At 60.3% G+C, this 15,286-nt stretch carries 10 protein-coding genes and 1 tRNA gene; 6 read left to right on the top strand and 5 right to left on the bottom strand.

Annotated elements, in window-relative coordinates:
* Nucleotides 1-80: 80 nt before the first annotated feature.
* The 5 genes from AAID08_RS21825 (at nt 81) to AAID08_RS21805 (ending at nt 8,559) form a co-directional block, all read left to right on the top strand.
* Nucleotides 81-157 (top strand) — tRNA-Pro (locus AAID08_RS21825).
* Between the two features lie 2,415 nt (nt 158-2,572).
* On the top strand, nt 2,573-3,646 hold the full coding sequence (locus tag AAID08_RS21820) for a DEAD/DEAH box helicase (protein WP_223264905.1): 1,074 nt from the start codon (nt 2,573-2,575) through the stop codon (nt 3,644-3,646).
* Nucleotides 3,647-3,699: 53 nt separating this feature from the next.
* A complete protein-coding gene (locus tag AAID08_RS21815) occupies nt 3,700-5,547 on the top strand; it encodes a hypothetical protein (protein WP_263911527.1) in 1,848 nt (615 codons plus the stop codon).
* Between the two features lie 1,240 nt (nt 5,548-6,787).
* Nucleotides 6,788-7,426, top strand: coding sequence for a hypothetical protein (locus AAID08_RS21810; protein ID WP_262761345.1), 639 nt, complete (start codon nt 6,788-6,790; stop codon nt 7,424-7,426).
* Entirely contained in the window at nt 7,408-8,559 is a 1,152-nt protein-coding gene (locus tag AAID08_RS21805; protein ID WP_263911530.1) for a hypothetical protein, read from the top strand. Before AAID08_RS21810 ends, AAID08_RS21805 begins: the two co-directional genes overlap by 19 nt.
* A 754-nt stretch (nt 8,560-9,313) precedes the next feature.
* Here the strand turns inward: AAID08_RS21805 and AAID08_RS21800 are convergent.
* The 5 genes from AAID08_RS21800 to AAID08_RS21780 form a co-directional block, all read right to left on the bottom strand.
* Nucleotides 9,314-10,105 carry a transporter substrate-binding domain-containing protein gene (locus AAID08_RS21800; RefSeq protein ID WP_263911532.1) on the bottom strand — a complete coding sequence of 264 codons (792 nt, stop codon included), beginning with the start codon at nt 10,103-10,105 and terminating at the stop codon, nt 9,314-9,316.
* A 91-nt stretch (nt 10,106-10,196) separates the two neighbouring features.
* Nucleotides 10,197-10,967 carry an MBL fold metallo-hydrolase gene (locus AAID08_RS21795; protein ID WP_263911534.1) on the bottom strand — a complete coding sequence of 257 codons (771 nt, stop codon included), beginning with the start codon at nt 10,965-10,967 and terminating at the stop codon, nt 10,197-10,199.
* A 4-nt stretch (nt 10,968-10,971) separates the two neighbouring features.
* Nucleotides 10,972-11,943: a tripartite tricarboxylate transporter substrate binding protein gene (locus AAID08_RS21790; RefSeq protein WP_263911535.1), complete on the bottom strand. Its 972-nt coding sequence runs from the start codon at nt 11,941-11,943 to the stop codon at nt 10,972-10,974.
* Nucleotides 11,944-11,969: 26 nt separating this feature from the next.
* Nucleotides 11,970-13,016 (bottom strand): Ldh family oxidoreductase, encoded by a 1,047-nt coding sequence (locus AAID08_RS21785; protein ID WP_263911536.1) that lies wholly within the window; start codon nt 13,014-13,016, stop codon nt 11,970-11,972.
* Nucleotides 13,017-13,050: 34 nt separating this feature from the next.
* Nucleotides 13,051-14,043, bottom strand: coding sequence for a tripartite tricarboxylate transporter substrate binding protein (locus tag AAID08_RS21780; RefSeq protein WP_262761352.1), 993 nt, complete (start codon nt 14,041-14,043; stop codon nt 13,051-13,053).
* Between the two features lie 109 nt (nt 14,044-14,152).
* Between AAID08_RS21780 and AAID08_RS21775 the strand changes: the two genes are divergently transcribed.
* On the top strand, nt 14,153-15,052 hold the full coding sequence (locus tag AAID08_RS21775; RefSeq protein WP_006383830.1) for a LysR family transcriptional regulator: 900 nt from the start codon (nt 14,153-14,155) through the stop codon (nt 15,050-15,052).
* Nucleotides 15,053-15,286: the final 234 nt, after the last annotated feature.

The following is a 15,286-nucleotide window of genomic DNA, read 5'->3' as shown; positions in this document are numbered from 1 at the left end:
ATCGCCGGGCATGGCCGTGGCGAGCAGGGCATCGGGCCGTTGCACGGTGATGCGCCGGTATCTGGTATAGTTGCGACCCTCGGGGCGTAGCGCAGCCTGGTAGCGCATCTGCTTTGGGAGCAGAGGGTCGTGAGTTCGAATCCCACCGCCCCGACCAATAAAATCAAAGGGTTAGCTCAATGTCGTTGAGCTAACCCTTTTTCTTTGCTGGGCATATGGGACAACATATGGGACAACGAACTTGCAGTTGGCGGTGAGCAAGTTCAGGCGGCATCAAGGCAAGGATGTGCACTCGGTGGCAATAGCCCATCTCGGGACTTGCCGGGTCTCTGCTTGATTGGGGGGGGGCGGGCAGCTCGCTGCACTTTGGGCTCATCAGGCCAATTGGGTGGGCTCTGGGGACTGTTGCGCTTGGGGCAGGCCAAACCCCTTCATCTGAGGCTGTGTGTGCTGGGGCAGCAAAGCGAGAGTTCCGAGCCCAGGTCGCAGAGCATCGGCGGCACCACGCGACAGTTGAATCGTTACGACCCCTCGGCCCTTCCATCCTCGCGGCGTTATTCGTTAGCGGGGCAAATGCCGAGCTGTGCTGTGGACCGGTCTTCCGCGGTTGCACTTTTAAAGCGTCGCGGCCCGTACTCTGCATGTGCTGTGTGCATTGCACTGAGACCATACTGCACACCTCAGTGTCAAATGCGCTCTGAGCTGCGCTGAGAGAAATCAAAGTCGACGGTCTATCCGACCCGAACTTCTGAGACTTGGCCTAGTACGGGAATGAGGGGATGGGGCATCCTTTAACCTAGTACTGATACGAGGGGTGCCCTTTCGACAATGGAAGTAGGAGTTGCCAGCGCAATGTCTGAATGGCTGCGACAGGGACACGGAGTCTTTCAGGCGGCTAACAGATTATTTCGCTGAGTCGACCCCGGGCTGGCCGCGATCCCGCGTATGAGGCGCTGAAACTTGTCCGCAGGTCCGTAGATTTCACCCCGCCGCAACCGTCCGCACTTGTGAATCGTGGGGGGCGGCCTTGGTGGATCCTGCTGCACCGAAGGAGCGTGGGGCGCGATTAATGCTCAGAAACACGGAACGTGGGTCGCAGCAAAAAGGTCGGCAATGGCTGGACCAAGCGCGGTTCATGTCGCGGAGAAGTTAGTGGCTTGAATTGCCGACAGGGTATTTGAGTATCTCGGCCTGGCAAACAGTTCCCAGTCAAAAGAGTCCGGCTCGTGGCGTTGCAAAAATAACTCCCACCTTGAGACGCCGGCGCCGGACAGTTGCCACCCTAGTCACGTACGTCTGGAACATCATCAACCGTTGATCGTTCCAGCTTCACTGACGGTGGCCGAGGGGCGGGGCGGCTGTCCAGTTGTGGACCATCGAACAGATCCGGAGTGCTTGGCTGGCGTAGAGATCAAGTGTTGACGCCATCAGTCAAAGCCCTTTTCAAACACCCTATCAAAATCCCCTATCAAATATTCCGAATGTGCGGGGAAGCTTGGCGCCCCGGTGGGCATTGATTCTTGCCATGGACAGAAGGGAAGGCTGGCTCGGCGGCCTCACGTTCTAGCGAGCGAAGTCGTTGGATTGTGCAATACAGGACTCTGGCCACACCCTCCGACTTGCCCACATTCTTTTGCACGGCGCCAACCGTCTTCTAGACCCTGCAAGGCAAAAACTTGGAGATTCGACTCGCGTTTCAGAAACAGAGCGCGAGACCGCGCAGAACGCGCTCTGGGCTGCAATGACTCTAAAGTGGCTGCTACCCCATCACCCGAGGTGTTTTGACCGCTCATGCGGGCTGTGGACGCGTCTAAGGACCATCACTGCATCTAGGAGGGCGTCCCATCTGGAATTGGTCCGGCCTATTGTGGCTTATCAGCTCAGACAGCGGCGCAGACGCTGTTGACACTGGCGTAGCCAGTAAAAGATTTGGGATTGGGAATGGGATTGGGATTGGTAGCTTTGCATCCGGTTTGCACTGGGTTCGAAAGTAAAACCTGGCCATAACCTGCTGGGTTTCCGCTACAGGCCCCCAGTTTCCCTCGCTTCGTGGGTATTTCTCCTATGAGGATGGCCATGGATCCTGTGTCAGCGGCGCTCATGGACCTCAAGATCTGAGCAACTGTGCTGGGGCACAGCGCGCTCCTTTACGCCGTGTTTCAGAACCAAATTGGTCGAGTGCCGCTCTAGGTTTTGATGTGGGAACCGGCGGTTAACCAAGTAGGAACCCAGCAGGATCCCAACGGGTTTCCTGTTACGAACGATGTTGCGTTGCGCTGCGGATTCTCAGTTCATATCCGGCGGTGATTGCTATCATCAGGCGTACCGATAGGGCTGTGTTTGTGGAGAAAAGCGTATGGACTTGGGTACTACGGTGATGCTCGGAGTACTTGTAGCTGTTATCGCATTCGGCCTTTGGGTCGCGAATAACATCGCTCGTTCCGAAGGGCGCAACAAAGAAGACCATCAGACCTGAAGCGGCAATAATTCGGAGTAGGTCTCAAAAATTAGGCTGGCTTGTTATGTTCTTTGAAGTAACAATTGGTCATCTGGTTCATTCCGGGAGGGGAACGTGGCCGATTTCTTCATTGAACATAGCCACATGCTGGCTTTGAAACCCATTAGCAGTCCGAACTCGGGTTTTAGGCCAGGCCAGTTGGGCGCTCTTCATTCTGTGGCGGCCCACTTTTCGGTCTACGACGAGCCGGCCATAGTGTCTTTGCCGACTGGATATGGGAAGACTGCCGTGATCATGGCGCTTCCTTTTTTGTTGGGCTCAAACCGTGTGCTGGTGGTGGAACCCACGGATGTGCTGAGACGACAGACCTCGGCCCACTTCGGTGAACTGTCGACGCTACGCAAGCTCAAGGTCTTACCGGCGGAGGCAGGAAATCCTCATGTACATCCACAGAAGGGCAGGCCATTGAGCGCCGATGAATGGCTTGCCTTTCGAACTTTCGATGTGGTCGTGTCCACGTCAGCGAGCACATCGCCGGTCCTGGAGCCCGTAAGTCCCGCAGATCTATTCGATTTGATTATCTTTGACGAGGCGCACCATGCTCCAGCAGACACTTGGAGTGCGTATCTCGGTCACTACTCCCGCGCCAAGTTTGTCTTCTTGACGGCTACTCCATTCAGGCGCGATAAAAAGGCAATTCCGGGTCGTCTGGCATATAGCTATCCAGTTTCCAAGGCGTCTCGCGAACAAGCGTTTGGGAGCGTCTCCTTTCGTCCAGCGCCTGTGCATAACGATCACGATGAGGACGAGGTGGACCTTGCCATCGCAAGGGTGGCGATTGCACAGCTGCGGGAAGATCAGGCGCAAGGATTCGACCATCGACTGTTTGCGCGAGCATCCTCGATATCCGCTGCTAGGAAGCTGACGGGGATTTACGCCGGGCTGGGGGCGAGGGTAGAAGCGATCGACAGCGGAATTTCCAAACGGAGGCAGGAGCAACTGGAGGTCTCCTTGCTCCAGGGCGAGCTGGAGGGAATAGTCTGCGTTGACATGTTCGGGGAGGGCTATGACTTTCCAAAGCTGAAGATCGCAGCACTCCATGCGCCGCACCGCTCCCTAGTTCCAACGATACAGTTCATAGGTCGGTTTGCGCGAACAAATGATGACGCACGGGCAACGCTACTTTAGTGTCGACTGTGAGTCGTCTGCAAGATGCCACCGCAAGGCTCTTTCAAGAGGGAGTGGACATCGCTTCCCTTATCGACGAAGAGGCGAGGCGTCAGCTCGCCGAAGGGGCTGCCGATGAATCAATCTTGGAGATCTTGAAGCCGAAGAGGCAGACAGTCTCGGACTACGACGCCGTGTCGCCAATGTCATTTGAGCTATATGCCCATGCTCGAATCTTTCAGTGCGACGTGGCCCCGGACTTCACTTTGTTTGAGGCATTGATAGGGCGAAGGCTTCACTTGGCTAAGCAGTGGATCTCGGATGATGGGTTGATCACACTGCTTTTGACCGTCGACCATGAGCCGCCGAACTGGGCGACTGCTGACGTGCTTGTAAATGTACGACACGACGTTTTCCTGCTGGCCTACAACGCTGCTACACGGTTGTGCTTCATCGGCTCCACTCGTAGAACAGATCGCTTATATATCGCACTAATGCAGGTCGTGGCCAAGGATCACCATAGACCTTTGAGCTTCGAGGAGACCATCCGTGCGCGCGCCGGCCTTACGGATATGCGCTTCTACGCTGTTGGCTTGCGTAACACGGCCATAAATTCGCAAGCAGAATCCTATCGCATGCTAACTGGACCTCGTGCTGAGCGAGCGGTTACGCCGGGCGATGGGCGCGCCTACGTACAAGGACATTACTTTGGGAGTGGATTGGAAGATGGCGAGCGTGAAACCATCGGAGCCAGTAGTAACTCGCGTATATGGAGCAATCAACGTCTCTCTATATCGCAATACCTTGACTGGATATCGAAGCTGAACAATCGCTTGAATGGCGATGAAACGCTGGCAGAGTCTCAGCTAGATCTCGTCCAGCATTCGCGGACGTTGCGGCGAATCCCAGATGTTGTCATTGGTGGAAGCTGGGCGCGCAATGCCTACAAGCAGGCGCACCGGTTGAGATATCGACGTGTTGGGCAGCAGCAGTGGCTCTATCGCCAAATCACTGATCTAGAGCTCTCGTCATTCGCCTCAGGACCTGATGGCCTGGATTTCGAAATCGTCTCGGACTCAGATGCGGTGCCCTACCGCATGTCTTTAGCCGGGGGCGCATTGTTTCGACAGCACGGCGCTGGTTGGGAAGTCGAAATATCTAGCACGCACGATGACTGGTTGGATTTTGACCAGTGGCTTTCTATGCACCCTCCAATCTTTTACGCAGCCGACAAGTCATCGTTCGAAGGGATGAACTGCTACCCGCCTCCGAAGCTGGCCAGCAATCGGCTTCTTGATGAGGACGTCGAGAACCCTGGGTGGGATGGCTGCGAGATCGGTAGAGAGTTTGACGCCGATAATCCCGAACGAATGACGGTCCACAGACATTTGGAATTGTGGATCAGGGCGAAGGAAAATCTCGAGGTCCTCGTTTATGACCACAGGACTGGGGAGGCCGCCGACTACATCGCGGTCACACGAGAAGAAGACGACAGAGTCCTCGTGAGTCTGTATCACTGCAAGGGAGCTGGGGGCGAACCAAATGGTGCCCGTGTTGACGACGTCTACGAAGTCACCTGCCAGCTACTAAAGTCAGTTGTTTATTGCGAATCCCGTGTGTTGGTCGAGCATGTGGAGCATCGGATAAATGAAAGGCGGCATAGGCGTCCGTCAGTCTTCAAGGTCGGCAATCTTGCAATGTTGCAAGAGATCTTGCTGAACCGGAGCGCGGACAAAGTCAGTTTCGCCATCTATGGCGTGCAGCCGGGGATTTCGAAAGGACAGATTGATGCCCACCTCGCTGATCTTATGGCCTTCAGTATTGACTACGTAAAAAGAGGGGGCGCGGCCGTTGGGAAGTGGTTGGTGAATGCACAGCCGACACTTCCATCAGGTGGGGCCGCCTTTGTCACGGGAGCTTAAGGGTGTGGGCGCAACACTGAAGTGGTTTCTGAACATACTTGGACAACTGCTCGCAACGCGTCGAAGGTGGCCCAAATGCAACAAATGTACTGGGAGAGCTTTGCCGTGCTTCGCGGTGCCGATGACCAGGCGGACCAGCGGCTCTCCGCTTCGCACACTGAATAAAACCTGTCGAGGAGTGCGGCGGCTGGTCCAGGTTCGGCTCTGTGGGCGATCTTATTCCGTACCGTATTGAGTTGCTCCGCAGCAACCCAGCATGCGCCCTCATTAAAGTGTCCGGCGACTGCTCTTGCCAAGCACAAGGCATTAGAGAAAGTGAGCTTCGCTTCGTCAAAGTAGCGAGGGTTGGCGACTGACGAACGGGTAATGGATCGCAGTTGCTCTTCGACCAGGAGGTGTCCTTTCAGTATTACTGTGAGTTCGTCCGCTGTTGGAGGAACGAGCCGAAAAAATCGTTCGTCATTCTCCGCAAAATCGGCTTTATGGTTGGCAGGACTCTTCACGGGGGGCGCTCGCATGAGATATAGGGGCGCGACGAGGTTAGCGCGCAGTAGAGGGGAGGAGCAATCTCGGCTTTGGCAGGGACTACCTTATCTCTTGCTAGGCGGAATTCACCAGCCCGAACTTTCAGCTGATGTCTGTGGTCTCGGCTCCGAACGAGGTACGGTCGTACCTGGGAAAGTTGCGTACCGTACATTCCTTCATGTAGGTACGGTAAGGAAGGGGGCTCCGCTTGCGATGGCAACAGTCCGCGTATGCAGGTGATTTGTCAGGAAAATCTCAGAACTTCAGGCGGGGGAGCGCAGCTCGAACTGGCCTCGAGCCGCTGTCTGTGGACTTGCGTCATTCCCTGCGTGACGTATAGCAGCGGTTCTGCCCGTTGAGATCTAATTACGAGTGCCGACTCCACGGGCCGCTATTTGCGTGGCATAGGGCACATGCCTGTGGCAGGCGACCTGCGCTTGTCCGACACGCTGCGGGCGTAGGCTGTCGTCGGCTATACAGCCACGCCCTATGCGGCTGGCTGCATGGCCTCCCCGGAGCCTAAATTGCGTTGACGACAGGCCGACTTCGACCAATGCCCGTCGTCCCTCACCTTCAGTTCCAAGCTGCGCTGGGTTCACCCTACCTCCAAAATTGCCTTTGGATATTCTGATTAACTAAAATATATTGAAAGAATTAACTGGCTGAGGCTGATCGAGCCGTTTGTTGGCGTCTTGCATCATAAAAAGGGTACTGCATGGTCGCACCACAAGAGCATGAATACTCAGTATTGGGTGGAGCAAATCGGGCAAGTGTCGGGCGGTTTTTGAGTCTCGCTGCCAGTGTTATCTCGGGAGTACTTGTTTTTGCGATTCTGTATACAGTTGACTTGGCAAAGCAACTTGGCTGGAACGCCAACGTTCCCCCGACGCTGCTCTCCCTTGTAGGCGCCGGCGCGGTCTTTGGCATTCTGTACTGGGTCCTAAACAAATGGGCCTGGAAGTGGCCCGGTGTTGGCCTGCTGCTTAAAGTGCCCGACATATCGGGCACCTGGGATTGTCAGGGTAAAACAATCGCCGCTGACGGATCGACGAAGTTCGAGTGGTCGGCCGAAGTAGTCATTGTTCAGTCGTGGGACAAATTGAGAGTTCGGCTCGCGACTGAAGCATCCGGATCGAGCAGCATCTCTGCCGCGCTAGCACACGACACCGTCGATGGATTCGTCCTGCTCTATCACTACCGAAACGATCCACGGCCGGAGGCCGTTGAACTGAAGACGCACACTGGGTGCTCCGTTATGACGATTGCAAAAGATTTACGGTCTGCCGAGGGCGAGTATTTTACGGGTCGGGGTCGTATGACCTTCGGCGTTATGAAATGGACCAAGAGGATCTGATGGCGACCGATATCAACAAACGCCTCGCGCAACTGCGCGCTCGACGCGATGGATCTGATCGTTTGACCATGGACAGCGCAGTCCTGAATGAATTTTTGAGTAAGGCGTTAGGCACTGGCACGCAAACTATCGAAGAATCGTGGGAGAAGCGCGCAAGCGTCGACAGCAAGCACACTCTGTATGCGTTGGGTGCCATGCAACCCGTTAGCGACACTTACACGCGAGTGAGTGTAGAAACCGCGGAACGAATCGGAAATCAGCTTCGTTCCAGACTTGGCAAAACGGGAATAGACGCGGAGTTCCGCCTTCAAGGTTCAGTGCCGCTGAACGTTCATATCCGTAGAGTAAGTGACGTTGATCTTTTGACAATTGACACGGGCTTCTTGGTCTACAGCACATCCGGAATGCAAAGCCAGGCCGGCTATTACGTGAATACATCTAAAAATTCCCTCTCAGTGCTTCAGACGCTTCGCAAGCAGATAGAGATCGAGCTGCCTCTCGCGTTTCCCCAAGCTGTCGTTGACGCAACGGGTGCGAAAGCCGTCAAGATCCACGGAGGCTCTCTACCTCGGATGGTAGACGTCGTACCAGCCCATTGGTATGACACTAATGACTACCAAGCCAGCAGAACGGAATCAGATCGAGGCATCCAAATTCTCGACAAGAGGGCAGGGGTCCCACTGACTAACTTTCCGTTCTTGCATATCAAGAGGATCAGCGATAAATGCAACAGCGCCGGCGGAGGTCTTCGGAAGGCGATTCGACTATGTAAAAGTGTAAAGGCCGACGCTGAATCGGAGGGGAATGCGATCTCGATCCCTAGCTTCGACATCGCCTCGATGATGTATCACGGCGATGTTGGCAATTTGGCTTTTGGCCAATACTTCGAGCTTATGATCTTGGCGGAGACCCAGCGCCATCTTGATGTCCTGGCTCGGAACAAAGAATACGCAGAAACTCTGATGGTGCCAGATGGCTCCAGGCGCATAATCGACACGCCTGCGAAGTGGCTAGGTTTGCTCTCGTTGTCCCGCGAAATGGACGATCTACTTCGGCGCGTTGCCGCGGAACACGGAGCATTTGGCTCGTCCCTGGAGGACTGCCGAAACGCGCTCCGGTTCTTGAACCAATAGCACATTCGAAACTGGGCGGCACGGTAGATCGCGCTGCACCAGGTCACGAAGAGGATTTTGATGCCAACATACCTAGAGCGGTCGGTGCTTTTGGTAGCGTCTGAGAATTTCGGTAAGAGCACTTCGCTACGGTCAATGGTCTGGAAACCGTGTGCGTAGACGGGCGGCAACGCGGGCGAAACAGCCTCGTATTAGCCGCATGTTTCGATTTCACTTGAGATCCAGGAGGCGCCGATAATGAAAGTTCGTTGGTCACCGATCAGCCCGCACCAAGTGCGCGTGAAGTTTGCCGAGTACTGGTGAAAGTGCTTCCGTACGTAAGTTCTGCCATGGACCATTCTTGATATCTCCTCTCCGGTATTGATCCGCATCGATCGAGTGCGCTTGACCGCCAACTGGCTGGAATCGGTCGGTCGTGACATGTGGGCAGGGAGAGTCGCTAGGAATGTGAGCCAGTACAGGAGCATCTGTCGGGGTGGGCGGCTGCCTGCCCAGATTCAGGGTAGGCGAGCGGCATCGCCGTCCAGAGTTCGCGACGACGCTGCACTGACGCCCATGCAATCTGGTCGACACATTGCATACCTAAGTTCAATGAACGTGTCGTCCAAGACTTCCATGGTCAACGAATCGCGCAGCCCAAGGTGCATGCATCAGATTTCACTACGCCTTCGATTTAGATAGAGCATTTGGTTCGAAGTTACATGAAGTTCGACATTCTGCCGATCTCATCGGGGCTTCTCAAGCGTCCCCTCTATTATCGACTTGTAGGCGCGACGGCCGCGCCCTCAATACCATGGCGAGCCAAGGATTGCTCGAAAAATCCGCTCAGTTTCATTTCTTCTACGAAGCCGGCCAGGACCTTTTGCGCCACTTCGCCGCGGCTGCGGGGCAGGCCCATGGCCTGGCGGATGGTCATGAAGCTGCCGGGTAATAGGCGCAGGCCACCCAGGCGCGCGGCGTCGGCTTCGAGTTGTTGGCGTACACCGGCTGCCACTTCCGTGCCGTCTCGCAGGAAGGTGTCAACGACGGTTGGCGAGGTCGCGGCCCGGGTGATGGCAGCGCGTTGCAGTTCGCGGGTCAGGTAGAGATCGTAGGCGCTGCCCAGGCCAACGGTGACGCGGTGGCGCGGGTCGTCGACTTCGGCGATGTCGAGCAGGGGCGAATCGTCGCGCACCAGGTAGGCGCCTTCGATCAGGACGTAGGCGTCGGTAAAGGCGATGCCGGCGGCGCGCTTGGGGTCAATGGCAAAGAAGCCGATGTCGGCGGCGTCCTGGCTGACGGTGTCGACGGCCTTGCCGGCGCTGTTTAGAACGATGAGTTCCAGGGCAACGCCGAGCCGCTGCGCGAAGGCGCGGGCCAGGTCGACGGAGACGCCGGCGGGGGCGCCACTGGCGTCGCGGGTGGCCAGGATGGGGTTGCCCAGGTTGATGGTGGCGCGCAGCACGCCGGTGGGGGAGAAGGCCCGGACGATGTCGGCCGGGATGTTGGAGGTGCCGGAATGGGCGGCGGCGTCCGAACGGGCGGTAGTGTTTGAAATTGTGGTCATTGCAGTCTTGGCAGAGGACAGTGGGAAATTCAGAGGCGGTGGCGGATGGCTGACAGATCGTAGCGGATAGGTCATAGCCGTAGCAGCCAACTCACACGCTGTACCGCCCCGCACCCGGCGCACAGCACAGGTCGATCCGTTGCGGCTCCAGGTCGTCCCCGAACCACGCATTGATCGCGGCGCGGCGTTCGCCGACATAGACCGGCGCGCCATTGGCGTCGAGCTTCATGCCCAGGTCATGGCCCGGCACGAGCAGCGTACCGGGGCGCTTGCGCCACCACACCCAAATGCGTTCCAGGCTGGCGTGGCTGGCGGCGGTGTCGACGGTGTCGGCCACCTGGCCCGAGACCAGTTCGGCGCGGTTCTTGGCAGCGTCGCCGGTGAACAAAATTGGTTTGCGCGGGTCATCGACGTAGAACAGCAAATGCCCGGGCGTATGGCCGGGCGCGGCGATGGCGGTGATGCCGGGCAGGAAGGCGTCGCCATCGCCGATGCGGCGAACCCGATCAAGCTGGTCAAGTTCGCGCACGTACAGTTCGGGCAGCGGGTTGAAGCCGGGCGGCTGCGCGGCGGCCCATTGCAGTTCCTGCGCGCCGATCCAGACGGTGGCGTTGGGAAACAGGGTGAAGTTGACAGCGTGGTCGTAGTGGGCGTGGGTGAGGACGACGTCGGTGATGTCGGCCGGCGCGACGCCGCAGGCGTCCAGGTGGTGGCCGAGCAGGTGGCGCACGCCGAACGCTCCCACATCCACCAGGATCTTGTGGCGGTCCGAGCGCAGCAGCGTGCTGGTGCTCCAGCCCAGGCCGCCGTGGCAGACGGCGCGGCCGGGGTAGCCCTGGATCAGGATGTCGATCTGGTACATGGGGTCACTCCGCGGTGATGTGGGCCTCGCTGATCAGCTGGCGATAGCGTTGCAGGTCGTCGCGCAACTGGCGCGTGAATTCCTCGGGCGTCCCGGCGATGATTTCGTTGCCGCCTTCGGTGGCCAGCTTGCGCACCACTTCCGGGTCCTTCACTGCCTGGACCACGGCGTCGTGCAGGGTGGCGATGATGCGCGGATCGGTGCCGGCGGGCGCCAGTAGGCCCTGGAACTGGGTGATGACGAAGTCCTTGTAGCCCAATTCCTGCATGGTCGGCAGGTCGGGCAGGCTGGAGGCGCGGCGCGGGCCGGTGACGGCGTAGGCGCGCAGCTTGCCGGACTGTATGTGCGGGGTGGCGGTGACGGTGGTGTCGAAGGTGAAGGACAACTGCCCGCCCAGCACGTCGGTCAGGGCCTGGGCGTTGCCTTTGTAGGGCACGTGCGTCAGTTGAGTGCCGGTGCGCAGGGCAAGCAGTTCGCCGGCCAGGTGGCCGCCGGCGCCCAGGCCGGCCGAGCCGTAGGTGACCGCGCCCGGCTTCTTGCGGGCGGCGGCGAGTAGGTCTTCGATGCTGTGTGCGGGCGACTGCTGCGGCACCACCAGCGCATACTGGTAGCTGGTGATCTGGCTGATCGGGGCGAAGTCCTTCAGCGGATCATAGGGGGTTTTCTTGTACAGCGACGGGTTCACCACCAGTGGGCCGCTGGCGTCCAGCAGCAGGGTGTAGCCGTCGGGCGCGGCCTTGGCGACGAAGTCGGTGCCGATCATGCCGTTGGCGCCGGGCTTGTTCTCGACCACGATGGTGCCCTTCAGGGTCTTGCCCATGCGGGACGCGACCACGCGGGCGGTGATGTCGGCCGCGCCGCCGGCCACGTAGGGCACGATCAGGCGGATCGGCTGGCTGGGGTAGTCGGCGGCGCCGGCCTGCGGCGCGGCCAGGGCCGTCGCCAAGCCCAGGGTGAGCAGTGCGATGTGCTTCATTTTGGGGTCTCCTCCGGAATGCCGGCTCAGCCCTGGCCGGCGTGTTGGCGCAGCAGCGCCAGGACGTCTGCGGCGACTTCGATGCCGTGGGCGCGCTGGCGCGCCAGCTTGGCCAGTTCGATCTCGCCGGGCTGGATCACGGGGCGGGCCGGGTCGGCGGTCGGGCTGGCGTGCAGGATGGCGGCGAAGTCGTTCATGCGTTCGGCCAGCCATTGCGTCGAGCCCAGGCGGCGGGTGTCGATCAGCAGGAAAAAGTGACCCAGGTTCTGCGGTTTGTCGGGCGCGTCGACCCAGGATTTGACGTGAGTGAGGTAGGCGGCGTTGGACAGCAGGCCCGCGAACAGGTCCACCATCAGCGCCAGGCCGTAGCCCTTGTGGCCGCCGATCGGAAGCAAGAAGCCGTCCAGGGCCTGCCTGGGGTCAGTGGTGGGCTGGCCTTGGGCGTCGGTGGCCCAGGCGTCGGGGATGGCCTGGCCCGCCTTCAGGGCGTTTCGGATCTTGGCGCGGGCCACCACGCTCATCGCCATGTCGAGCAGGAAGTGGGCGCCGTCCGGGTTGGGGACGGCAAAGCCGATGGGGCTGTTGCCGACGCGCGCGTCGGTGCCGCCCCAGGGGGCGATGGTGGTGGTGGCGTTGCTGCCGATGATGCTGGCGTAGCCGGCCTCGGCGGCGATCAGGCCGTAGGGCGAGATGGGGCCGAAGTGGTTGCTTTGGCGGGCGAATGCCAGGCCCACGCCGCATTCGCTGGCGGCCTGCATGGCGGCGCGCAGCGCGTGCATGCCGACCAGCGGGCCGACGCCGTTGTCGCCATCGACCAGGCGCAGCGCGGGGGCGGGGCTGTTCACGCGGATGCGGGCCTGGCGGTTGATGCCGCCGACCTGCAGGCGTTCGCCATACGATTCGATGCGCGACAGGCCGTGGGTCGACAGGCCGAACAGGTCGGCCAGCACCAGGATGTCGACCACGTCGACGGCGTCCTGGCGCGGCAGGCCCAGGCCTTCGAAGGCGCGCACGCCCAGGGCGCGCAGTTCGGTTTCCTGGACGAGAGAGGGGGAGCCAGCGGTGGCGGCCATGATCAGCAATCCTTGTGTGAAATATGTGAGGGGCTTATTCGGCGGAAAGACGTGCGTCTTTCACCACCTTGCTCCAGCGGCGCTCTTCGGCGTCGATGAAGGCGGCGAATTCGGCGGGCCCGGCGCCGGACGGTTCGGCGGCGTCGTGGGCCAGGCGCTGGCGCACGGCGTCGGTCTGCAGGGCGCGCTGGGCGGCGGCCTGCAGCCGCGCGATGGCCTGCGGCGGCGTGCCGGCCGGGGCCAGCAGGCCGAACCATTGGGAGCTTTCGAAGCCGGGGTAGCCCTGCTCGGCCACGGTGGACACGTCCGGCAGGATCGGCAGGCGCTGGGCCGAGCCGACGGCCACGATCTTGATCTTGCCGGCCTGCGCGTGCGGCAACAGGCCGGGGATGCCGGCCGCGGCGGCATCGATGTTGCCGGCAAGTAGGTCGGTGACCTGGGCGCCGGTGCCCTTGTACGGCACGTGCACCACGTCGATGGCGGCGGCGGTCTTGAGCATTTCGAAGGCCAGGTGGCCGGCGCTGCCGTTGCCGGCCGAGCCGTAGTTCAGGACGCCCGGTTTGGCGCGCGCCAGCGCCGCGAATTCGGGCAGGGTGGTGGCCGGCACCTTGGCGCCCACGGCGAATACCATGGGCAGCTTGGCCAGCAGGATGATCGGGGCGAAGTCGCGGCGCGGGTCATACGACAGGTTGGCCATCATGGTCGGATTCACCGCCAGGGTGCCGACGTGGCCCAGGATCAACGTGTAACCGTCGGGCCGCGCTCGCGCAGCTTCGACCGTGGCGATGCTGCCTTGGCCGCCGCCCTTGTTCTCGACGATGACCTGCTGGCCCAGGTCACGCGACATCTCCACGGCGACGGCGCGCGCCACCACGTCGGAACTGCCGCCGGGGCCGTAGGGCACCAGCAACCGGATCGGGCGTTCCGGCCAGGCGTCGGCGTGGGCCGAGAAGGGGGCGGACGACAACAAGGGGGCGGCGGCCAGTGCCAGCGCGGTGCGCAGGCAGGCTCTCCGTAACGGCTTCATGGGTGAGGTCTCCTGTTCGGGCCGCTATTGGTTGCGGCTGGGAGACATCGTGCCCCGCCCTCGGAATCGAGTAAAGTGCAAAAATTCGTTCAATTCTTGATGAAAACGCATGAATTTCGATCTTGCCGATCTGCGCGCCTTCCTGGCGGTGGCCGACCTGGGCAGTTTTCGCGCGGCGTCCGAGGCGCTGCACCTGTCACAGTCGGCGCTGTCGCGCCGCGTGGACAAGCTGGAGGCGGCGCTGGGCGTGCAACTGATGACGCGCACAACGCGCAAGGTCGAGCTGACGACCATCGGCCGCGGCTTCGTGCCGCGCGCCCGCAGCGTGCTGAATGAGCTGGAGAGCGCGTTGGTCGGCATCCGCGACGTGGCTGAGCGGCTGTCGGGCATGGTGACGATTGCCTGCGTGCCTTCCGCGGTGGCGTATTTCCTGCCGGATGTGATCCGCGAATACCACGCCAGTTATCCGCGCATCCGCATCCGCATCATCGACGAGTCGTCCTCGCTGGTGCTGACGGCGGTGGCGCGCGGCGACGCGGATTTCGGCCTGACCTACATCGGCGCCAACGACGCAGAGATCGAGTTCAAGCCGTTGCTGGAAGAGCCGTTCGTGGCGGCGGTGAACCGCAAGCATCCGCTGGCCAAACGCAAGTCGGTGGATTGGACCGACCTGGAGGAGCATCCGTACATCACCCTGGCGCAGGGCAGCGGCAATCGTTTCCTGATGGACCAGGCGCTGGTGCACAGCGGCAGCCGGCCGCGCCATTTCTGCGAGGTGCAGCACGTGCCGGCGCTGGTCAGCATGGTGGAGGCGGGCCTGGGCGTGGGCGTGGTGCCGCGCCTGGCGATGCCGGATGAGAATCATGGCACCCTGGTCAGCCTGCCGCTGCGCAATCCAGCCGTGAGCCGCACGATCGGCCTGATCCATCCGCGCGGTAAGACCTTGAATCCAGTCGCGCGGCTGTTCTACGACCTTCTGGCGCAACGAGTAGGAGCGCGCCAAAAGTAATGGCCCTCTAATGGCGGCCTGATCTGCCGATTCCGATATGGCTTCAAAGGTCCGAACGGGAAAGCCGTTGGTCGCTGGGCGTCGTCCACTCTCTGAGCGTGTAGGGACGGCTGCGCCATGCCGAGATGGGCAGGAGTTTGGAGACGTGACGGCAATCTGATTGCCTCGGGCGGCGCGGGCGAGCCTATAAATAAAAAACTGAGATGGCCGTTCGCTCTTGGCCGCGAGCTGACC

It is taken from the genome of Achromobacter sp. EB05 (genome assembly GCF_044232075.1).
Classification (GTDB): domain Bacteria; phylum Pseudomonadota; class Gammaproteobacteria; order Burkholderiales; family Burkholderiaceae_B; genus Achromobacter; species Achromobacter dolens.
This window is presented reverse-complemented; position numbering and strand designations above follow the sequence as displayed.

Bases quoted from the DNA above. Each gene is read 5' to 3' on its own strand.
- AAID08_RS21810 (WP_262761345.1), top strand. From the start codon at position 6,788: ATGGTCGCACCACAAGAGCATGAATACTCAGTATTGGGTGGAGCAAAT.
- AAID08_RS21805 (WP_263911530.1), top strand. From the start codon at position 7,408: ATGGACCAAGAGGATCTGATGGCGACCGATATCAACAAACGCCTCGCG.
- AAID08_RS21800 (WP_263911532.1), bottom strand. From the start codon at position 10,105: ATGACCACAATTTCAAACACTACCGCCCGTTCGGACGCCGCCGCCCAT.
- AAID08_RS21795 (WP_263911534.1), bottom strand. From the start codon at position 10,967: ATGTACCAGATCGACATCCTGATCCAGGGCTACCCCGGCCGCGCCGTC.
- AAID08_RS21790 (WP_263911535.1), bottom strand. From the start codon at position 11,943: ATGAAGCACATCGCACTGCTCACCCTGGGCTTGGCGACGGCCCTGGCC.
- AAID08_RS21785 (WP_263911536.1), bottom strand. From the start codon at position 13,016: ATGGCCGCCACCGCTGGCTCCCCCTCTCTCGTCCAGGAAACCGAACTG.
- AAID08_RS21780 (WP_262761352.1), bottom strand. From the start codon at position 14,043: ATGAAGCCGTTACGGAGAGCCTGCCTGCGCACCGCGCTGGCACTGGCC.
- AAID08_RS21775 (WP_006383830.1), top strand. From the start codon at position 14,153: ATGAATTTCGATCTTGCCGATCTGCGCGCCTTCCTGGCGGTGGCCGAC.